We start from the raw sequence: 22,464 nt of genomic DNA, 5'->3' as shown, positions 1-22,464 counted from the left end.
TCAACTTTTTTGAGTTGAAAGATCCTGGCTGCAACCAGTCCAGGCTTCTTTTGGATAAGCAATTTTGTGGTTTGTTATGGAGTCAATTTCTTATCCTCTTCTTGATTCTCTTCAGGCTTAAACGAGTCTTTATAAAGTGCCTTGAAAAATTTTGTGTCTTTATAAGTTTGGTTTGCTACTATGCCTCCAGCGACAAACAGACCTACTCCAGCAGCGGCAGCGCTTAATAGTACTAAGAGGGCTTTTCCTAGCAAATTGAGACTAGGAGTTAACTTAAATTTGTGCGCTATTTCCTGAAGCTCTTTCTTATTTTCCTTATGTGCTGGCTCTACTAAAGCCTGGGCTGTTCTTGCCAGTGCTTTTAACACATCAGTTTTTGTTTTAGGTAAGCGAGCTACATCAGTAAGAACTGCTTCAGCAGTTTCTAAAACCTCACCTAAATTATTATGAGGATTTTCCTTATTTTGTTGAAAATATTGAAGTTTAGTAATCTCTTCTTTCGTTTCCTCATTGTACACTAGATTATCCAAATAAAATTGGAACGCCTCACGTTGAATGCTTTGAGCGGTTTTTATTAAGCCATCTAATTGTTGTGCCTCTTCGACCTTATTGTCTCTCCTCAAAGAATCTTGTGTTCCTATAAGATTCTTAATCTCCTTTGCCAAGGTTAGTATCTCATTGAGGTTTTTTTTCTCTTTTTTCAATACATAATCTGCATAGGCTATTACTAGAAGAGCATTTTTTTCTATACTCTTATCAGAGTGCTCTTCTTCTTTGGGTAAATATTGAGATAGTTGTCGATCAGTTTTTCTTAATTCTTCGAGCACCTTGTTCTGTGCAATATCTTTTATTGATTCTTGTTGCAGATTATCTGAGCGAAAGGTTTTTTTCAGAAAGTTATAGCAATCAAGGGAGTTAGAAAGGTAACTCTGAAATAGTTTTTCGGCTTCACTTTTTAAGATCGGATCTAAAAGAACCAATTGCTGTTCAGATTGTATTGTTGATCGAATTTTCTGAAACTGACTTAGACTAAGAGTTCTTTGTGTCTCGGTAAAATTGAGCGCTTGTTTATCTTCAGCATTTATTTGATGCGTCTCATCCGCTGAATGGTAAAAAAGATCTCCATTGTTTTTTCGAATAAATAGATGAGCTGAGGGGGTTAGGGAGCGAGCTTGTAATGCGTTCTCTATCTTTTGATTTTTTTCGTCGATATGTGCATGGGGATCAAAATCATCGATTGGGAGGATGTGAGCAATATCTCCTTTAAATTGTTGTAAAATAGTTAGAGCCGAGTTCATCGTGGATTCTTTTGCAAAACAGGCTGAATCAACGTTACCCAAATCATATATGGTTTTCATCGAAGCATTAAGACGAGAAATGAGGGCTGCTGCCTCCGTTTGAGTGGGTTTTTCGATTATTCCAATTAATGAATTTAAAGCTGCATGTTTCAAAACGGCCTTTTTTTGATCATCTTGCTTGAGATTTTGCAAAATTATTTTAGCCTCATGAGCAATCAAATAATTGTTAAAATTAGTGGGTATCTGCATATCGGCCCCTAAAAGTGCGTCAATGCGTGCGAGCAATGCCGAGCTAAGCGCTCGTTTAGGTTCTGCTGACATATCTCTGGAGCGATTGATCCCTTCGATTAAAAGCAGACAAGATTCTAAATCTTGACCTTCAATAAATTGCTCTTTGATTTTATTTATAGTGTCTGGCTCTTGCTTATATAACTTAAGCAGTAAGTTAAGTTGATGCTGTTTCGTATCGATTTTCGGAATCTCTGGTAATGCATTGCCAGGATAAAATCGGATGTCGGTAAAGCCAGTAATTAATGAAATCATTAATGAAGCAATTTCAGGATTGCCCTTAGGATAAGTACTTTCAAGATAATTCAAATCTCCTATTAACGTACCTTCATTGTCTAGTTTAGAGAGCATCTCTTTTAACGTAGGATAGCCGATAAATTTCCAGGGTTGAGGCTGGGGTGGATTAAGGGAGGTCAGAGTTTCTAAGTTTTTCTGCACTATTTCCGGAGTTAGATAGGTCTTGAGGATCTCTTTTTCCGGGGAGGCTCTATCGAGCTCACGATAATATCTTAATAATTCCAAAAATTTTTGTGGGTTAGATGCAGTATTAGCTATTGCATCACGAATATTGGCTTCGATGAGTACGAGTTTTTCTTGTTCGCCTGGGTTTAAATCGGGTTCTTTTTCTTGTTCTTTTTTAGTGCGCGAAGTCAATACCATGAGCTTAGCTAAATCATCAATATTCTGGGACCCTTCCATAGCTAAACCAAGTTGAATGCTGGAGCGAAGTAGCACTATATCATTTTGATTATTACAGTCATTTGTTGAAATTTGCTCGATTAAACTCTTCCATTTATCCGAATCTTTTTTTGCAAGTACTTTATAACGATCAAGGGTTTTTTGTTTTATTTCCTCAATAAGCTCTTTTCTGAAAAGTGATTCTTTTCCATTAAAAGTATTCTCTATAATTACTTCAAGAATCTTTCCCCGAAAAACGGGATTCTGCAGGCTTACAGAGTTCACTACAGTAAACAATTCTTTCATGCCTTCAGAAATGGACTCTTCCGCGCTTAATTTTTGATATAATTCGACAATATTCTCCGTATCCTTTGGACGCCAACAGGCTAATATCAATTGTGCATAGATGCCTTTTTGTTTTTCCTTAATCTCTTCTTCTTGAGGTATCGATTTTAATAAGTCTAATAAAGGCTGTTTGTTATTTGCTAACTCCTCCGCATGCGTTTCAACAAATTGTATCAATTGGCTAATGGAATACCCCTGAATCAAGTTCCTGATATAATAGTCTTCGGTTTGCTTTCTATCTTTCATAAAGACTGGTACCGTATGCATGCGTCCATTTAATTCGGGGTAATAGTAATCGCTTGTATCCATCTTTTTGACCATGTTGTTCACTTCTTCTTTATCATCAAAAATGATGAAGTTTTTTGATAGTGAATTATGATGCGCCGCATGGAGAAGCATTCTTTCCTTGCCACCTCTGAAATTATTTCGCTCGGGTAAAGGAAATGACTCAGCTACAGGCAATAATTTGCTTTTGATTTCATCGACCAGTTTTTCATCTTTTTGATCACGTATCTCGTCCTTTGTAGGAGATTTTTTGGGGTTGGTTTTGGATTCTTTCGACGCAGTGTGCTCACCCGCTGCCCTTGCTTTTTGACGTCCTTCTACCGCAAGAATTTTTTGTTCCCGCTCCTTATCCGGCCCTAGTTTCTTTTTTTCTGATGCGCTAAGGTCTATTTCTTGATTTTTCCTTCGAAAATTTAATATTTTTCTCTCGAACTTTTCGATCGTATTATGATAATAGTTCCCTAGTTTGACATGGCCTCTTTCATCAAGATCTAAATAGGGTGAAGCATTTACGAGGACATAGCCTATTTCAATTCCATTTTTTTTTAATTCATCAATCACCAGGCAGCGAAAACTGTGTTCTTGTCCAATTACATCTAAATTTTTCATCTCGAATGCTGATAAGATGTTTGCCTTTTTGATGCCCATCGTTTTTAGCGCTTTAAAAAGATTCGTATTAAATTTTCCTTCGCTATCAAGACAGGTACCGTCAACGTCTAATAGAATCTCTGGAGGCTGGGGGGGGACAGGTTTTGGCATGACATTCTACCTCGTAACTTCTTTACTATAGTATAAATTATGCCCATAAGTTAGATTTTTAGCAAGTAGATTGTAGTCAGTAAATTCAACGTGTTTATTTTATAGTCAGTCCCGGGTTTGGTTGGTTGGGCATTTCTTCAAAAATTTTATGCACAAAAAAATTCATTTGCGCTGAATCGGCTTTTTTCCGAAATAACATATTAACAAACTCTGCTGCTTCGGTAGGCCAACGATCTTCAGGGTTCGACTCCTTGCCATTTTCCTCTTTGATAAGGGTATCATTTTCTTTTAAAAAGGTTTTTACTGCTTCTTCATCATAGGCTACAAGAGCTCCAGAACGTATACTTAAAAAGCCACCCTTGGGTATTACCTTGTATTCTTTCTTATCTATCATATGGATGTATTTATTTTTATTTGTGTCATAGGCATATAACTCTTCTTCAGTAGGAACCGGGATAACAAAAAGTTTTAGTCCATTTTTTTTTAATAACTGATTCACTTGGAATGGTTCAAATCCGGAACCACGGATCTGATCTAATGGCAAATAACCCAATGCTTTTGTTTTGCCAACCTGGGCCAAATCCTTCATTTCTGGATGCGAAAAGAAGTCATGAATAGATTGTGTTGGAGCAAACAGAGGTTTACTCGTACTAACTGGCTTTTCATCTGAAGGCGTAGTCGCTGCTACTTTATTTTGGTTTCCTTTATGTTTCTTTTTAAAGAGTTCTTTTAATGATTTCATGATGAGTAATTAAAGCAACATTTGTATAAATTATATGCATAATACGGAGATTCATCAAAAAAGTGACATGAGGTAGAGCCAATTAAGCTGGAGTGAGTTCAGACTGATTGAAATTTCGTTAGCTAATTTTGGTAACCATTGTGGATAAGAAATTGATTATGCTTTGAGATTTTTGTTGGAATTATCCTATACTCTTAGATAAGTAAAATAAGAGGTCATAAAAAATGAACAATGGAAGACCCGAATCCGAAACAATTAATGATGCTATCTTAAAAATTCTAAATACATTATTAGAGTTGGAAATGGCGGGCGTTGTACGTTATACCCATTACTCTTTTATGGTCTTTGGCTTTAATCGCATCCCTATTTGTAAATGGATGCGTGAGCAGGCGCAAGAAAGCTTAAACCATGCTCATTTAATCGGTGAGCTTATCACTCATTTTTCCGAGCATCCCTCACTTAAAATTGGCAAATTATTAGAAACTCATCAACACAACATTGGGAATATTTTAGAAGAAGCCCTAGAGCATGAGAAACAAGGTTTGCATTTGTATTATCAATTATTACAGCATGCAGAAAAAAAATCGGTGTTAGTCGAAGAGTTTGCCAGAAAAATGATTCAGGAAGAAGAAATGCATATTGGCGAAATCCAAAAAATGTTGACTCCTCCTGGGATGTTAAAAAATTAGAGTATCCATCCTAACTCAAATTCCTTTTGTATTTATGCTAGTAGTGACCCAACAATAGGTTTTATGTTGGGTCTAAAGAATCAACTGCTTTTGTTGCAAGCAGTTACGCTTACGGAATGGGTTATCTTAAAATGATCCAAACTTATGCATGTGATAACTCATCGAATGGGAGAATTGCTCTGTTGGTCTTCTAATGCTGCAGCTAATTTCTTTTCGTGAGCCATTCTAAAGAACGATTGCAACGTACACGCATGGCGATAGATACTCTTTGATACAAAATGACTAGGGTTTCCCTCCTTGTCAGTTTGTAATAAATATCCCTTTTCTTTAGCATCCTGGGCTTTCATAAACGATACCACACATTTATTAGTCGATTCAGAAAGCTCAAATACCGCCGCATTATGCCAAGGAGTTCCTCCTTCAGAGTGATCTTCATGCAACCATAAACCAATTTTATCAGAAGCTACTGTTTTAGGATGACATGATATTCGCAATGCATTGGGTTCAATTATTGATAGATAATCGCTAAGCGCAGCGCTCATTCGAGCTACACCTCGAGCAATATGTTCAGCTTCTTTCTTAATTTTTGACCCCGACTTTTCTGGGTAACCCATTTTTAGTTCAGTGGTAAAAAATTGGATTTGTCCTCTATATAAATTGATGCTATTTCTATCTTCATCATTTTGAGGTGTTCTTAGTCGTTGCCTGAAATGTTCTTCAGTTTCTGCATACTTGTTTAAGTCAACTTGACCCGCTAAATTAATAATTTTGATATTCTTTAAATCGTTTTTCTCTATCATGCTCTGTAATTTTGCGAGATAGTTTTCACGTTTTTCTTTGGAATGAATATCGGGAAATACATCTGCAAAAGCAAATCCATCCGTATAAATAACAATTTCAGCTCCAGGACCATAAACGGATTCTATTTTTTTACAGAGATTATTTAAGTGTTCTAAAGAAAGGAGTTCTGCCATATCCGGAGAATCACTAAGCGTCTTTCCACGAACTGGGGCTTTTTCTGGAAAAGAAGGCGCTACAATTCGTATTTTTTCTCCATTAGTGACCATAGCATCTATTTTCTTGACTGCTTTATCTGAAAACTCAGCGATATCATGACTTTTTTTTTCATCTTCAGGGATTCTTCTGTGCTCTGAAAGTATTTTCAAAATTTCACTTGTAAGAGGATGCGGCATAAATACTCCAATCAAATTTTTAAGAACGGTCATTTCAATCCGCTGATTTTTAGATTGATAAAAGCTCGGAAAGCAACAACAAAAAACAACAAGACCAAAATTTGACCGATAATGTTACAATAAATTGAACATTAAGTAAATATTTGGTTCTGGTGGATTGATTTATGAGCAATTGATTTTTTATAGGATAGGACTTCCAGAAGGGGATAAAAGACGGATTTATATTTAGTAAAAAGGAAAACAAATAGCCTGGTTGAAAAAAAAAGGAATTGTTGAGTTCGAAACTATTTTAAAAGATATGCGTATAAGGTAGTCTGCGCTTAAGTAATTAGACTGAAATTTTAACTTATTGTATATGGCGAGATATAAATTTGAAGTAACTACCTTACAGGACGAAGATATTTGTATATCAGCTCGGGATAGAGTAACAGGTGAACAACATGGTTATGTTCAACTTACCTCTTCTTTGACATTGAAAAGAAAAGAATTAATAGAAATAGCTCAGCTATATGTTCACTCCAGTAAAAGAGGTTCCGGCTTAGGGAGTATCCTTGCATCCAGAGCCATTGATTATGCTCTTAAAATGAATAAAGGCATTCATATGCTGATACAACCCGGCTCTGAAGGATTTTGGAGAAAATATTTTAATGCCCGTTTTAATGGAAAACGGATGACATTATTGGGTGGAGATACCTTAAATTCAAAACTCTTTGATGGGGTTGTATTCGAAATATCGATGGTGAGTTTAATTCAAAACTATAAGTTTCCGCGAAGTAAAGAGTTACGCTCGCCTGGAATCGAGCGAATATGTCGGATTGTGTGATGTTCCGTGATGCAAAGCCAAAACATAGCAGAGCCTCAGATTTGCTAATCCCGTTAATCAGAGAACAAACACATATTGTTGGCTTCAATGCCGTCGTACCGTATGCAGGGGTTGCTGGTGAAAGTGATATATGTTGTTACCCCGAGTAATTTTGGGGAAAGAATTTTCTTCTTAACCAAGTAGATACTGTCTTTAAAAGCGAGCTAAGTGTTTCATTAAAAGGTAGGTAGGTTGCTTTTTAACGGATGTATCTACGAGGCATTTACGGCCACGTTATCCTGGGAGTTTAAGACGAAGGATCTCCTGATTTTACTCATACCCATCTTTTGTAGATCCCTCATTGCGTTCGGGATTGACGCATCTGCCACTATTACTTTCTTGCTTGCAACCAGGTTATTAGGTCTTCAGTTAAGAGCGTAAAGTAGAATTAAGTTGTATGATTCCCAGATCCCCAGTGTTTTTTCGGCCTATAGTTAAATCAATTTTAAGCAATTGGGTTACATTACCATTTTCAAATTGATAGTTAATCTTTAAAGGAAGAGAGAGTGTCCATTGATTATCTCTCGATTCAATGAGTTGGGGCGCCCCATCTATTTGACTTATTGCGCTTAGTTTTTTGGTCTTAAATGCTTTAATGTTGCCTGACTTTTCCAGGGCATTTATAAATTCATTCCATCCCTGTTCCGTATAGCAAGATTGTAGTTTTTTCAATTGTGTATCGATGGATTCAGAATCAAAATTAAAGGATTTAGTGGCCGCATATTCAGCCCAAGCTAAAATCGTAGCTTGATTAATATTTCTTACATCAACAGGAGTTTTATAATCACAATCGATTAAGCCTACAGTTTGTTCCACTGCAGTTTGTTGCGTATTTTGTAATGTGTGTTGATTCGATTGAGTTATTGGAGATTGGTTGTTTGTTCCGGTATCTGTATTGGCCGGCTCCTTAAGTGCAGCAATAATTCGCATAATTCCAAATTCGCCGGTAAGTTTACGTCCCATAGTTAAATTAACATTCAGAAATTGAGTTACGTTAACTTGATTGTTTTGATAAACAACTTGTAAGGGGAGTTCTATATTCCATTGATTATTTTTTGTTTTAATTAGTTTGATTTGTCCATCAACCTTACTGGTCATAGTAAAGTTTTGTGTTTTAATTGCCTCAAGGTTTCCTGATTTATCTAAGGCATTCTTAAAATTCTCCCACCCTTTTGCAGTATAACAAGACTCTAATTTCTTTAATTGAGACGTTATCGATATGGAATTAAAATCAAAAGATTGGGTTGCAGCATATTCTGCCCACTTTATAACCAGATCTTCATCAATCTTTGTCATCTCGTCAGGAATTTTGTAATCACAATTAATTATCTCTGAGGATTTATTAAAGGTCATTTTGGGAATTTGAGATGGTTTAAGTGGCGTGCCATTTTGAACGAGTTGTACTTTATTATTTTGTGGTATTTTTTGAATCGGATCGGCTCGATTAGAAAGTAAAATGGCATTGGATGCCAAAGGCGCAGCCCGATTGGAGGATAAAGGAAGCACGCTAGGAAGGGTTTTCATTTGTAAAATGACGAGCTCGCCACTTATTTTCCTGCCTAAAGTTAAATTAACATTAAGTAGTTGATTAATTTGATTTTTATTATTTTGAGGCGCTATATGGATTGGCAAGGAAGTGTTCGTTTGATTGTTTTTATTTTTGCTAAGTTGCGGTTCTTTTAATCTTTGTTGATTGACGGGATTTTGGGTTTTAATTATTTTTAAATTATCTAAATTGGTCAATGCAGGATAAAATTCAGCGAGTTCGTTTTCTTTAAAATAGGCTAGTAATTTAGGCAATTTAGTATCAAAAATATCTGATTTAATCGCGATGAACTGATGATTAAGCCATTCAATTCCATTTGCCTGTGCAGGTTTTTCAGTGGGGTTTCCTTTAACATGCTTTAGAGCGTTCTTGGAAGTTAATTTTGCTACCTGAGTTTTTTTTGCTTTTCCCTGATTTAAGCCTTGATTTTTTGGTGCATCAATAAGGTGTTGGAGAAATTTTGTATTGCTATGTTCTGATTTTAAACACAATCCTGGCTGGTTTAAGACTCTATCCATCTCAGAAAACACAGTTTTTGGATTAAAGACAAATAAAGAAGTTAGAAATGAAGTCCCCAATTGTTGCAGGTTTTCCACATTATTTATTTGATCACTCACTCCCAAAGAAAGACTTTTCAGCGCCTCTCTTAGGGATGTTGCTTTTATCGATATTGAGGCGGAACGTGGTGTGGTGATCATTTGCACGATTCCGAGTTTGAACGCATTTCTCCAGCTAATAATGATGTACACATTGAGAAAATGGGTTATCTCTTCTTGATCATTCTTGTAAAAAACTTTAATAGGTACTGTCATTTTCCATTGATTTTCCTGATCATCAATAACTTGAACTTCTCCATCCAACGTACTGCTCACCGTTAAATTTTGAGTTTTAATTGAATTAATATTTCCTGAGTCTTTTAATGCATTAGTAAAACCAAGCCATCCATTTTCAGTGTAACATGCTCTTAAATTCTTCATCTGAGTATCAAAGGACGGAAAATCAAAATTAAAAGAATGGAGTACAGCATATTTTGCCCAGTTTATAATCAAGGTCTTATCAAGTTTTTGAGTGTCACCAGAAATCCTATAATCACAGTTGATTTCGACTGACTGAGGTTTTGTTGTAGCATTTGATTTTTGGGACTGAGCCAACTTTGCACGTGTAGATATTTTTTCGGAAATAGTATCTGGAGTTTGTACAGCATATACTTGGGTACAGATTAAATTAAATAATGCTCCGCAAACTATATTTTTTTTCATGAGATAACATCCTTATTAATATCTAATAGTTCTTTGCTGACATTTTGTAATTATAGTTAATATTTTTGATTTAACTCTGCTTATTTAAGTGTATTAAATAGTACAGGAATTTCAACACAGAATGGATGAATCTTATTGCTAAAATAATTCATTAATGGGGCTCTCCTGGGAGAAGCAAGCACAACCCAGGTTTTTCTTGGTACTGATTTCCCGGGTTATGGCGTACGCCTTCACCCGGCTACTATTATGTTAATTTCATTGACGCTAAAGTTGGCTCTTCAAGCTTAGTTCCTTCTTTCTTTAAATTTAGGAGCTGCTTGTTTAAATCATCTCGTTTGACTTTATTGTTCCAAATGAGCAGATGAGCTTTACTCGATATTTCTTCTTTAATCTTATCAATTTGTTTAGGTGTTAGTTCCTGTGTATGACGGTAGTACGCATAGAGTTGGGCGCAAATCTCTTCGATTTTTGCTTCCTCACTTAGACCCTCATTCTCAGATTTTAGATGAAAATCGATCACGGAACACAATGTGGCGTGTACATTGTTCATGTGAAACGCAGACATAAATGCACGATAATATGCACTATTACGAACAAATAAAGGAATGATCGGATTTTGCAAACTCCAAAAACCATCCAGTCTAATAACATGAATAGGAACTTTATTGATTAATGCAAGCTTGGCAGCTCCTGTGTAGACTCTAGGTGGTTCTTGACCTATTCGTGAAAAATTCCCTTGGGGAAACAATGCGACGCAGCCATTTTCATCAAGGGCTTTACTCGCTTCCTCTATGGCCCCGGCATTGGCAGGACGTCCAGTTTCGTTTTTAGTTGCTTTTGATTCTACCGTTATTGCATGGAACATATTGAGAAAAGGCTTCACACCAGGTATGGAATTATAAGCATCTGTGGCAAAAAAACGTGGTGGTGTGCCTTTTATTTTTGAGGCAACAACAACGGCTTCCCAACCCGTTCGATGTGGGCCTACTGCAATGAGTTGCTTTTCTGTATTAGTAAGCTCTAAGTCTCCATTTTTTGTATGCATCATTCGCGTCATAAGCAATAAAAAACCAGCTAATATTCGCGCAAAACGATTTTCATAGTTTAAGTGATTGTTCGACTCAGAAATTTTCGCAATCGCGTAGGTTACCATCGCCAGGCCAGCAAGTAAGAATAAGAGGGTAAAAGTACTTGATGCAGATTCATCATTATTATTGAGTTGTTCTATATTGGAATACATGTTGATTACTCCTTGTAAAGACTAGATATATTAAGAGCTAGCCATCCAAAATCTGTTATAGTACCTTTAAAATTGATGTTGTCAATTAAATATCCAAAAAGAAGGACTTAAATATTCAGGGGGTACTTTTAGTAAGATAGTCTTGATTATTGGGTGGCGTGAGGTGATAACGAATCTATCCTGGTTTGCGCAATATAAAGAAGAATATTGCTGCATACTCTTCCTATAACCAATGCTATAGAAGCGCTGAGTAGCCCATTAATGGGATAAAAACTATAGAATAAAACGAGTGGAAGAACTAACCCAATTAATTCCGCAAAAACAGACCATGTTAATACATGGGTTTTAAGTTGATGAATGATTACAGAACGTTGCCAAATCACTAATAATGTAAGTAGGGGATAGATGATTAATATCTTTAAAGGGAGAACCGCAGCTTGAGCTAGATCAGATTGCAGTACGTTAATTTGTGTTAAATAAACATTTAATAGAGGAGTAAATATAATTCCGGCAAGGATTGCAAACATAATGATGGTGATATAAGCAAAAAACTTTTTTAATTGTAACGCGTTAGACTCACTAAGATTTAAAAAATAAATTACTACGTTTTGTAACGACATCGCCGTTGATTTGAAAATCATAATAAACCCATTGATAACGGGAAAAACTGCAAGTGATATGGTTGGATTAACGCCATAGTTCAGAAAAACGGTAATGATAGGAGTAGTTATAATACTCGCTACGGTGGTTATAATTAATGGGTAATAGAAATGTGAAATTCTATAATAGGAAATTTTATAAGAAGAATTCAGCGCAAAAATTTCGTGTATGGATTTTCTGGCAAAAACACGGGTAATTGTCGCTTCAACGAACAAACCAATAGAGAATCCAATTGCTGCCACATAAGCACTATTTAGAGCGCTAAAATTTGCTAGGCATACTGCCGTAATCACACTCGCTATAAATCGAAAAATAATCGCATAAAATATAATGGGCTGCTTATCTCTAGAAATTAATACTCCTTGATTGAAGGCTTTGAATCCTGCAATAGCAAAAGCAGGGAGGAGAATTGTAATTACATGTTGGCTAATAACCGCAATTGATTTGTCGAATGATAATCTTGTGATGAATAAATATTGATACAGGGGCGTTAATACAAACAACATCATGCAAATTAATAAAAAACTTACGACGTAGATAAAGAAGTTTCTAACTTTTTTGTAAGAATCTTTATTCTTTATCAACTTTATAGCAACCGTATTGAACATTAATAGTGGCGATTCTGCGAGCAAGAATAGGGAGTAGCCAAGACCAAATGCGGCTAAATTAAGCTTTTTATCCGGCAGGTACGTTATGATTATGGTTAATAGAGGAAATTCAAAGGCTAGCACGAGCCATAAAAACAACAAAGGGGCCCAAAAAATAAAAATTGTTTTATTGCTAAGCACTTGTGCTGTCATAGAGTTATAATTCGCTCAATCGCTTGTAAAAAATGATCAATTTCTTCACTAGTATTCGAATAGCCCAGACTTACTCTAACAGTACCATTTGGAAAGGTTTTTAATGCTTTGTGTATCAGTGGGGCACAATGCAAGCCTGTTCTAACAATAATATTATAGTTATCGGAAAGCAACGCGCCGACGTGTGAAGGCAACATGTTATTAACGGAAAAAGAGATAAGAGGAATTTTTTTATCCGGATCTTCAGGGCCATAAATCTTTATTCGCTCAAATTGTTTCAAGCCAGCGAGGCATTTGCTGCATAACGCCTGTTTATGAGCAAACATGCTTTCAAGCTTTTGTTGCTTAATATATTCAATTCCTGCGGCTAACCCTGCTATTCCAATGTAATTTGGTGTTCCTGCCTCAAATTTCTCTGGAGCCACAATTGGATGAAAAAAGGGGGCAGAATTTGTGCCTGTCCCGCCAGTAATCACTGAATCAACACATTTTGTATCTCGAATATAAGCCATGCCAATGCCAAAAGGGCCCAGCAAACTTTTATGACCTGTCGCAAATAAAAAATCACAATTTATCTGCTCTACATCAATGGGTAAAATTCCAGCGGATTGTGAGGCATCAACTGCAACCTTAACATTAAATTGCTGTGCTATCTTTATGATGTCTTGAATTGGATTAATGATCCCTGTGACATTGGATACATGATTAACGATAATTAATTTAGTATTACTTTTAATAAGTTGTGGCAACACATCCAATTGTAATTCGCCATTGAGATCACAGGGAATACGGCTTAATTCAATATGCCGGGAATCTTGCAAATAATGCAAAGGACGAATGACTGAATTATGCTCCGTATCCGTATAAATTACATGGTCTTCATTTTTAATAAATCCCAGCAATACTTGATTGATTGCAAAAGTAGCATTCAAGGTAAAAATAATATGATCCACGCTAGGAATATTAAAAAATTCGGCAATGTTTTCTCGGGCCCGGGCAATCCCTTTATCCGTTTTGATCTTATGCTCGCTGCTGGCCCGTTTCGCGCAGCTATCCATTGTTTGCATTAATTCTACAATGGCATCAATCACTCCTGGTGGCTTGGGGAAGGAAGTTGAACCATGGTTTAAATAAATAATGTCATGATTCATTTGGCTAACCTATTGATAATAGGCATATAATTTTCAATGGCTTTATTTACTAATTCCAAATTGGTATGTGTTTCCCAATTTGAACGCTCTGGACAGCCAATTTTTTCGCAAATCAACGTCCGTAACAAATGGGACTCCACTTGACTGTCAGAGGCAGGGTATATATTGATGTGACCTGTAAAATCCTCAAAATATAAATAACTACCGTATCGTTCAAAAAATTCGAAAATTTGGGAATATTGTTCTAATTCCATCTGGATAAAAGATTTTTCCAACTCAGGATTAATTGATACTTTTATGGGTAGTACATGCAAATGAAAATGATCACATTTTATTGCTGTATTGACTATGGTTGAACAATGTCCGGCCCGTCCATGCTCATAGTAAGCGGCTGCTCCATAAGCAGTTTTTACAATTTCTCCTGCAACCTTTTTTAAGATTAGATATTCCTCACGAAGCATAGGATCGATTTCTCCAGTACACCCAATATGTGTGTTGGAAGTAATCATTAAATGTCCGTCTACAATCGGTGAAATATCACAAATCAGTGAGAAATTGGCAGTACGAGCAAGAATTTCAGTCTCTGAACCAGGTTTACATAAAAAGCACCCATGAATGAGTTCTGGAACCTGTTGCATATAACTGGGTACAATTTTATGAAGGGATACAACTGCATGATTATTTAACATGGTAACCACACTTATTAAATAACTTTAATTTGAATTATAGTTGAAGAAATTGTGATTTTGGGGAAAGAAAAAGAATAAAGCGCATCATTTTTGAGCACCTTATTCGGGGCCTATATCGGTACATGGGAAATTATTTGTCCAGAATCAGCATTGCTGTCATTCCCACCTGCGCGGGAATGATATCAATTTTGCGGAGTGACATTATTTTCACCCTATCTTGCTAACTCTGTTGCATTTTTTAAACTACAGCAAGTAAATAGGGCGTTCACTCTAAATTTCGCTCAACCCTGCTCCACTCGTCTTATCCCTGAGCGATACACGAAATTTAAACCCTACCTGCCGTGCTTCATGTGCGGTATCCAGATCACCCTGTGGTCAACATGCCACAAGAAATGCCTGTGACTGTTTTTCTTAAAAGAGGCAAATCATTTCTTTTCATCGCCTCAATCTGAATGAGATTCAAAGGATGAACCAAGGTTGATCTTAATTGAATGCTTTCCCCAAGCCAGGGTTGGTGAAAACAAAAATCATTCTCCCCTGTTATTTGTTGGAAGAATAGGATGGCTGATTCCAGTTCTGATTGAAAAGGCTTGAGATATTCATTGGAGCCAGTTAATTGGTACAAGTACTGTTCCCAGATGGGGAGGTACACCTTGGAAAGGGTTACACCCAATTGTTTTATAAAAGCAGCAAACAGAGAGTTTTCTTTATAAAGTATTTTCAGCTTATTTTTTTCAAGCTCATTAAGCTCTAACCATGTGGAGCCAAGACCCCACCACGTTGGGAAAAGAAGCCGTGTTTGAGTCCAGCATAAGATCCAGGGGATGGCTCGAAGCTTTCTTTGATCGGGTCCTGATTTGCGTTTAGTTGGCCGAGAGCCAATCTTCAGCTCCGTCAAAAAATGATAGGGCGAGGCCTGTTCGATTGTGGGCCAAAACCATTCACTTTGAATCAGTGCTTTATATTTCTGACTGACTTGGGTAGAAAATGCCACCAATTCCTCGGGATAGTCCTTATCTATGTGGTTATCTTTTTGCGAATAGATATCTATAAATTTGTCAACCTGACTTTTGAGTATGGAGCTCGAGCCAAAAAGTCTAGCGACCATCTCTCCCTGTATCGTCACTTTATAATTAGTCATCATTTCCTTAGACCAGGAGGCTGTTTGTTCTTTAATATCTCCGCCTCCTCGCTCAATACTGCCACCTGAACCATGAAAAAAAACGGGCCTAAGGTTTTTATTTTCTAGTGTAGACTGAATGCTTTTTAAGCTTTTTGCAATCATGAGTCGAGAGGGCAATACGCCATTTTCTTTAGACGAGTCGGAATACCCCAGCATGACTTCATAATTTCCATCCCACTGTTGAAGATGCTTCTGTCTAATATCTTCAGTGATCGAGTTATTTAAAATTGTATCAGCGCTGGTGAGCGCGAGCTGATTTTCAAACAAGGGGACAACGGGTAGGGCGTAGCTTTTAAAAACGTGTTTTACCAACTCAATTCCATTTTTTATATCCTCAGCAGATTCAACCATACTGAGGATAAAACCGCGGATATAATTTTTGGGCTCTGTCCCCTGGGTTATAGAATAAACTTGTTCCAGCATCTTGGTGATTGTTGTTTTTTTTATACTGGTTAAACTCTCTTTCACAACCGCTGAATCTTCCCTGAGCTCTATGGGTATCACCAGCCCCGGATAGAGCTGAAAAATACTGGAGATGATGGAAAATTGTTCGGGATTGAATTTTAGAAACTTTAGAGTATTTGTCTGTAGTACAGTTAATTCTTGTTTGAATACAGATACTTTTTCATGATCTCGTGGTTGTATTTTCCTCAATTCCTGTGCTTTTTGGGTAAGCTGTTTGATTTGATTCGTCAAGACTTTGTTTTCAGTTAATGCGGTTGAGAGTTTGACAATTTCTAGTACCTCACTTAAGCACTCCCGAATGTAGTTAATAAAAAAAGATCGAGAAAGTTCAAGACTTTTAACCATGATTTTCTCATTAACACCTGAGTGTCCGTCTTTATCGCCACCTACCCAAGTACGTAATTGCATGGGAATACCTTGGGTGAAAAAGGAATGATACAGCTTAATGTTGAGGGGATTGAGGGCATATTGATAGATGTAGCGTGCTTCATCCTCTACGCTTGGTTTTTCATGATAGGAAATATTAATTTGCAGTGAGATTTTAAGCATTTGGTCCAGATGAGTTTCATTCATCAGATAGGGGGATTTCAGCACTTCGACCAGATAGTCTCGAATTGCTTTAAACAGCGTTAAAAATTCATTGGTACGCGCTTCTGTGGGATGTGCGGTTAATACATAATGAATACCTTGAGGCTTCTCAGTATAAACTTTTTCTTTTCTTTGGTTGATACGAAAAATCCGGTAGGCACTTTCACAGGCATTAATGAGTTCCATCATGAGAGAAAACCCATGCGCAATTTGATAAAGCTGCTTTCTCTCTAGTTTGGATAGCTCAATTTGGAGACTATGAAGTGCCTTTCTAAGGACACTCGTTTCACTCCCAATCGTATCTTGCATCGATAGCCGAATTTGCTCAATTCGTTCATATGCTTCTTCCCCATAAACTTCTGCAATCGATTTTCCTAAACGAGTAAGGGACCAGGAGACCATATGGCTGAGTTCCCTGGGCAGATGGGAGATATTTTGCTTCATCGAAACTCCGTTTTCTAAAAGGGTGTCTAAGCGGTTTGATCCCGCGGATCGCCTTACACTTTTTATCCCATTCCGATTTAGTAGACACCACTACATCAACCTCTTCAGCTGGTTTAAACGAGTCTGGTGTAATTAAACCAATTGAAGAAATGCCTTTGCATGATTTTAATATACTTATACTGGAAAATACTTTGTTTTGCTAACTCTTACTGTATCTGTCCAACAAAGCCCAGCACATTCGTTCCTATTGATGTTCAGGATTTATATCTGAATTATTTTAATTATCTTTATCAATAAAAGAGGTTGCAATTTTTTCTGACAAAGCTTTTTCACAAAAAAAGCTCAAGAGTGAGTTAATTTTTTGTTCATTCACCAAGGACTTAGGACAGATTGCGTAAAGATTAATATCAGGTGATAATTCGTGAGGTAATACTTGAATTAATGTTCCTTTTTTTATTTCTTCATAAACTGAAAAATAAGGTGCCCATAGAAGCCCTGTATTTGCAACGGCAGCTTGTTTTAAAACACATGCATTATTGCTTTTAAAATTTCCTGAGACAGGAATGATTTTTTTATTAAAAACCCATATATTTTGAAGACCATAAAGCGTATTAATCAAGCAATTATGCTTTGGTAGGTTGTCGATTGTCTTCGGGGCCCCATGTTGCGCAATATAACCCGGTGAGGCAAAGATACTCCTTTGGATTGAAAATAATTTTTTGCAAACCAGTTTTGAATGCTTCACATCTTCGAATGAAATAGCCAGGTCAAATGTGGAGGAATAGAGCTCTTTTATATCAGAGCCTACAATAATATCTATCTCAATCTTCGGATGTTGTTGCATAAACTCAATACATAAGGAGGTTAAATAGGGAATGGCAGGGGTAACAGTAAGATAGAGTTTAATGGAGCCGTTTAACTCGACTTGATCCGGGGTTGCAATTCCTTTGACTAACTCTAATTGCTCGAAAAGCTTTAATGCCTGCTCATACAGCTGATGCCCTGATTCAGTTACAACTAGTCGTGTTGTAGAGCGGATCAATAAGGTAACTTTTAATTCCTCCTCCAACCAAGTTATTTGTTTGCTCAATTTAGAGGGTGAGATATATAATTTTCGTGATGCTTTTGAAAAGCTTTTACAATCAACTGTTGCAATAAAGCCTTTCAAACAAGATAAAATATTCATATTTCATTTCTTATTTGATTCTTTCTAAGTGTATAGACCTATATGATTGTTTTGTAAATCCATTAAATGATTCACTTATGTAATTACCGCCCTTACTTCCCTTAGACAAATGGACTACATAGGAGTCATTATGGTATAATTTTGCGCATTAATTAGTTTTTTATGTATTTCTTGAGTGTAAAAGCTATGCCTAATCCTATTTGTTTTATTAATCCAACCTTACCTGAAAATATCCCTACTGTTGTAGCACTCATGAATTCCGTACATGGAGGGGATCCTGGATTATTAGAAAATTATAAAGTCTATTCTTTACACACAGAAAATGGCGAAGAATCACGTTTTGTACTCACTCTCCCAGTTCTTCAATTCATTGCTGACCCATTAATTAGCTCTGGTGCACCACCAAGACGTTTAGATATTTTTGAACCTAGCTCGGATGATAAAGGCAGCTTTGGCCGCGTTTTCCCAGTTATAAAGTCGATCATTCCTCAAGGAGACAGCGGTATTTTTGATGAATCAGGCTCTTATGTAGTAAAACAGACGCATGCCGATCAACATGCTGTAAGTGATAAACCCAACAAACCCAATTGGTTTGTTCGTGTAGCGAATAAAGAACAATATCTAGGAAGTCAACATCCGACTTTAGGAATACATTATAGTTTAATAAAAACGGAACACTGTTCTTATCTGCACATGAATCGTGCTCCTGGACGTACTCTTGATTTTTATGTTGATCAACTTTCTGGCGAGGAGTTTCTAAGTCTTGCTTGTACTTTAATCGAAGAGGTTCCTAAGCAAATTCATCGAATAGTTACTGTCGGAAAACGCGAAGGTCGGACGATCATTCATTGTGATCTAAAACCAGAAAACATTATGGCTCAATTAAATAAAAATGAAGATGATGGGCATAGTGAATGGACGGTTACGGTGATTGACATGGGTTTAGCCAAAACAATAAAAAACGGTGAGCAATATTCTACCTTACAAAATTATGGTAATCGCATGGTATGGGATACCGATATGCTCCTTGCGAGGCTGAATGGAAGGCCGAGAAACTATGATATTCAAAGCGATTTATATGCGTTATTTGTCAGTATTGCTGAGCTAGCAGGAGCACCTCGTCGAGGTGGTAAAACAGCACTCGAAGATGCAGAAAATCCAGATTTTACAGGTATCTTCTGCGATATGGAGCTTGATCCAATCCTAGAGGAGCAACTAACCGATGCTCTTAGAAGTACACTTCATCCTGATAAAACGCAAAGAATGAAGCCTGAGCAAGCCTTAATAATTTTCCAAAGCGTATTAAACACCGTACGAGAAAATACCGCTGAAAGCCCCTTTGAAGGGCCAACTAAAAAGAAAAGAACGGAACAGACGACTACTGCTGAAGACTTAAAAAAATGTCTAGAGCAACCCCTTGATGAGATAGTTAAGAGAAAGGAACAAGAAAAAGAAGAAGAAAATAGACAACCAAGAAAAGCAACGCTGAAAATATGGCTTAATCAGTTTAACGAATTACGTTCTACGGCAAGCCCTGAAGAATATGAACGATTCAAAGCAATGCTTACTAACATCAGAAACTTTGATATCAAAAGCTCTTTTATTTTCGATTTGTTACATTTTAAATTGTTTGAGGAATATAATACAGATGCATGTATTCGTCTCATTTTACGTCATGAACAACTCACTAGCTCTTTAAGAAAGCATTTTCCTGCTCTATCTCCTCTACCGGATCTTTGGCAGATGCGCTTTCAAATGCTGATTAATACAATCCCACTACAATTGACCCAGAGCCAAGCTATAGCATGTACACAAATAGGACTCCTCAAACAAAATATAACCGTATTACTTGCGTTAAAAAGCAAAGAGTCTGATCCTGAACTCGCTAAAGTAATGCGGCACGAACTAGAAAAACAATTACAATTGGAGCCTAAAGTTTGGTACCAACAATTACCCCAATTTGCGCGATTGTTTAACACTCAGTATTACTGCCTTAGTCAGGTAAATGCATTGACCCAAAAATTGACGCCGCATTTTTCTTGGTTCAATGTTCTTCCACAGCAATTTACCGAGTGGAGTAATGATCTCTTTAATAATGCCTTGCAAGGAAAATTCCCTGAAAACTATGAGAAGTATTTTTCCAGTTATCACGTTATGATTGCGTTCCTCGATAGGTGTGTGAAGGATAGTGACACTTTAGCTTTTATGTATAACGTGCTTCCTACTTTATCGCAGTCAACTTTGGGACCGGCAGGAACTGATTCTGCTATTCAACAACTGCGATTGACTGATCTAAAAACAGTTATTCATCTGACGCAACAATTAGAGTTAGTTTTTTTAATACATGATGTCTTTTGTCAATTAATGGACCCGAATAAGAAAGAATATAATGCCATTATTCAAACAAATAATGCCAAATTTAGCATTCTTATCCATCAATTCAGTCAAGGGAGTTTGCAACAAGAGGAATTGAAAACACAATTAGAACCTATATTCGATTCTTTTAAAGCATTTAATAAATTACGTCTTTTCATAGATAAGTGTTCTTCTCATTCCAATATTCAGAAAGCTCTAGATATATTATTAAAAAATAACTTTAGAATCGAAGAAATTGCAAACATTGTAAAAGATAATTATATAGAAATCAGTGCCGTGAAAAAGTTAGAGAGAGGTCTAAACATTGTTCTTTCTGAAGAATCAGGTCAATCACTAAACGAGAAGCTTTTTGCCGAAATTACACGGTATTTTTCTATGCCTGTTAGATACTTACCACCTGGACCTAAAATTCATAGTCAGGCAAATACAACCCAGATGTTATTCCTGGCTTCTCCACAAGAGGATTCAGAGGAAATACCTACTCCTGGAAGTAACTACTCCATTTGATAAAACGCAGCAACTGTTTAAAGTTTTAATTCAAAACAGTTGCTATCCCTGCTTGTTTTATCCTCATACTCATTATAAGGATGGGCCCAATATGGGTCTTAAGCCTTAATCATTGCACACGTTTATTTTGCAAGCAGAAATCTCAAATAGTTTACAAAAACCTAGAATAATTGTATTTTTCGCTGGGATTCTTACGATACTCGAATTGAATCGAATTTGTCCTATACGCTCCATGGAAAAGTTAATCATAAAGCGTATTCCTTTATCTTTATTCAAGAGGTTTTAATATGAAATTATTACGAATGATGTTACTAGGCTGTTTATTTTCTCTCTCTTCAATCACTCCAGTTTCTGCTGCTTCAATAGCGGATCATGCCTCAGTTGTTCCGGTAGATGATTATGATTTTCAACAAGAGCGAATGAAGCTCACGCCTGATTCTGTAATGGTTCTTTCAACCTTTGATAGTCAAGATCACGTTACTGCCTATACATATGCTGGAGTCCGTTTATGGAATGTTCCTTTCCACGCTAAAATATTATCATGGCAAATTGCAGGTGATTATGTTTTCGTTTTTTCAAAAGATCGTAGTGGCTCAAAAACTTATATTACCTGCCTTAACAGACATACTGGTGCCCCAATTTGGCAAAAACCTTAAGTAAGTTGGGTCATTTTGACCCGAGGTAGGGTCACTTATTTTGTACCATCAAGTCTATATATGTTGTCATTCACGCGCAGGCGGGAATCTATCCGACAAATTAAACTTAACTTTGTTTGTGGATGGATTCCCACCAACGTTGGAATGACATACATTTCTCAGGATCTATTAAAGTTAGTACGAGTCGGGATATTTTATCATTCGTTATCACACACCATCCCAAGAATATTTTTTTAAATCAACACGACCATTTGTAATTACAATGTGTTCCTTTTCTAATAATTCTTTTTGAAGCAAATAGTGAGGGCTTCCAACCGGAAAAGAAAGTTCTCCACTGGATTTTAGAACGCGCTGCCAGGGAAGATGATGTTTCCTGGTAGAAGAGTGAAGAAGCCATCCGACACCACGTGCTCCGCGTGGATGACCTGCGAGTCTGGCAATGTCCCCATAGGTTACAACCTTACCCCGGGGTATTGATTTAATTAACTTAAGCACTTCTTTTGAAAATTCAGTTTGCATGTTCACTCTGTAAAAGTCGATTCGTCATTTTTTAGCTGATAATTATAAATAACATA

The 22,464-nt window shown here is 36.7% G+C and carries 15 protein-coding genes; 4 read left to right on the top strand and 11 right to left on the bottom strand.

Annotation, left to right across the window (positions count from 1 at the left end; translation table 11 throughout):
* Positions 1–74: 74 nt before the first annotated feature.
* Positions 75–3,653 (bottom strand): hypothetical protein, encoded by a 3,579-nt coding sequence (locus tag ACWTEW_RS22975; RefSeq protein WP_454783379.1) that lies wholly within the window; start codon positions 3,651–3,653, stop codon positions 75–77.
* 94 nt (positions 3,654–3,747) lie between these two features.
* Positions 3,748–4,395, bottom strand: coding sequence for a hypothetical protein (locus ACWTEW_RS22970; protein ID WP_454783378.1), 648 nt, complete (start codon positions 4,393–4,395; stop codon positions 3,748–3,750).
* Between the two features lie 224 nt (positions 4,396–4,619).
* Here ACWTEW_RS22970 and ACWTEW_RS22965 point away from each other — a divergent pair, with 224 nt between their 5' ends.
* Positions 4,620–5,084 (top strand): ferritin-like domain-containing protein, encoded by a 465-nt coding sequence (locus tag ACWTEW_RS22965; RefSeq protein WP_454783377.1) that lies wholly within the window; start codon positions 4,620–4,622, stop codon positions 5,082–5,084.
* A gap of 158 nt (positions 5,085–5,242) precedes the next feature.
* On the opposite strand, the gene ACWTEW_RS22960 is transcribed toward ACWTEW_RS22965, so the two are convergent.
* Entirely contained in the window at positions 5,243–6,277 is a 1,035-nt protein-coding gene (locus tag ACWTEW_RS22960; RefSeq protein WP_454783376.1) for an L-tyrosine/L-tryptophan isonitrile synthase family protein, read from the bottom strand.
* 355 nt (positions 6,278–6,632) lie between these two features.
* Here ACWTEW_RS22960 and ACWTEW_RS22955 point away from each other — a divergent pair, with 355 nt between their 5' ends.
* Positions 6,633–7,100, top strand: a complete 468-nt coding sequence (locus ACWTEW_RS22955; protein WP_454783375.1) for a GNAT family N-acetyltransferase — start codon at positions 6,633–6,635, stop codon at positions 7,098–7,100.
* Positions 7,101–7,508: 408 nt separating this feature from the next.
* Here the strand turns inward: ACWTEW_RS22955 and ACWTEW_RS22950 are convergent, their stop codons facing one another.
* The 7 genes from ACWTEW_RS22950 to ACWTEW_RS22920 form a co-directional block, all read right to left on the bottom strand.
* Positions 7,509–9,944, bottom strand: a complete 2,436-nt coding sequence (locus tag ACWTEW_RS22950) for a DotI/IcmL family type IV secretion protein (RefSeq protein WP_454783374.1) — start codon at positions 9,942–9,944, stop codon at positions 7,509–7,511.
* 244 nt (positions 9,945–10,188) lie between these two features.
* Complete coding sequence (locus ACWTEW_RS22945) at positions 10,189–11,184, bottom strand: lysophospholipid acyltransferase family protein (RefSeq protein ID WP_454783373.1); 996 nt, start codon at positions 11,182–11,184, stop codon at positions 10,189–10,191.
* 146 nt (positions 11,185–11,330) lie between these two features.
* Positions 11,331–12,353, bottom strand: coding sequence for a hypothetical protein (locus ACWTEW_RS22940; protein WP_483099555.1), 1,023 nt, complete (start codon positions 12,351–12,353; stop codon positions 11,331–11,333).
* A 287-nt stretch (positions 12,354–12,640) separates the two neighbouring features.
* A complete protein-coding gene (locus tag ACWTEW_RS22935) occupies positions 12,641–13,795 on the bottom strand; it encodes an aminotransferase class V-fold PLP-dependent enzyme (RefSeq protein WP_454783371.1) in 1,155 nt (384 codons plus the stop codon).
* The gene (locus ACWTEW_RS22930; RefSeq protein ID WP_454783370.1) at positions 13,792–14,484 is read right to left on the bottom strand and encodes an HIT family protein; all 693 of its coding nucleotides are present in this window, start codon (positions 14,482–14,484) and stop codon (positions 13,792–13,794) included. The genes ACWTEW_RS22935 and ACWTEW_RS22930 overlap by 4 nt, the downstream gene beginning before the upstream one ends.
* A gap of 364 nt (positions 14,485–14,848) precedes the next feature.
* Positions 14,849–17,164, bottom strand: a complete 2,316-nt coding sequence (locus ACWTEW_RS22925; RefSeq protein WP_454783369.1) for a phosphoenolpyruvate carboxylase — start codon at positions 17,162–17,164, stop codon at positions 14,849–14,851.
* Between the two features lie 277 nt (positions 17,165–17,441).
* On the bottom strand, positions 17,442–18,350 hold the full coding sequence (locus tag ACWTEW_RS22920; protein ID WP_454783368.1) for a LysR family transcriptional regulator: 909 nt from the start codon (positions 18,348–18,350) through the stop codon (positions 17,442–17,444).
* A gap of 186 nt (positions 18,351–18,536) precedes the next feature.
* Between ACWTEW_RS22920 and ACWTEW_RS22915 the strand changes: the two genes are divergently transcribed.
* Together ACWTEW_RS22915 and ACWTEW_RS22910 are read left to right on the top strand one after the other, a co-directional pair.
* A complete protein-coding gene (locus tag ACWTEW_RS22915; RefSeq protein ID WP_454783367.1) occupies positions 18,537–21,233 on the top strand; it encodes a protein kinase domain-containing protein in 2,697 nt (898 codons plus the stop codon).
* A 287-nt stretch (positions 21,234–21,520) separates the two neighbouring features.
* Complete coding sequence (locus ACWTEW_RS22910) at positions 21,521–21,889, top strand: hypothetical protein (protein ID WP_454783366.1); 369 nt, start codon at positions 21,521–21,523, stop codon at positions 21,887–21,889.
* A 207-nt stretch (positions 21,890–22,096) separates the two neighbouring features.
* Here the strand turns inward: ACWTEW_RS22910 and ACWTEW_RS22905 are convergent, their stop codons facing one another.
* Positions 22,097–22,408 carry an MGMT family protein gene (locus tag ACWTEW_RS22905; RefSeq protein WP_454783365.1) on the bottom strand — a complete coding sequence of 104 codons (312 nt, stop codon included), beginning with the start codon at positions 22,406–22,408 and terminating at the stop codon, positions 22,097–22,099.
* Between the last annotated feature and the right edge of the window lie 56 nt (positions 22,409–22,464).

The organism is Legionella stuttgartensis (genome assembly GCF_977063405.2).
The sequence above is the reverse complement of the archived record's forward strand: the minus strand, read 5'-3'. Positions and strand labels throughout refer to the sequence as shown.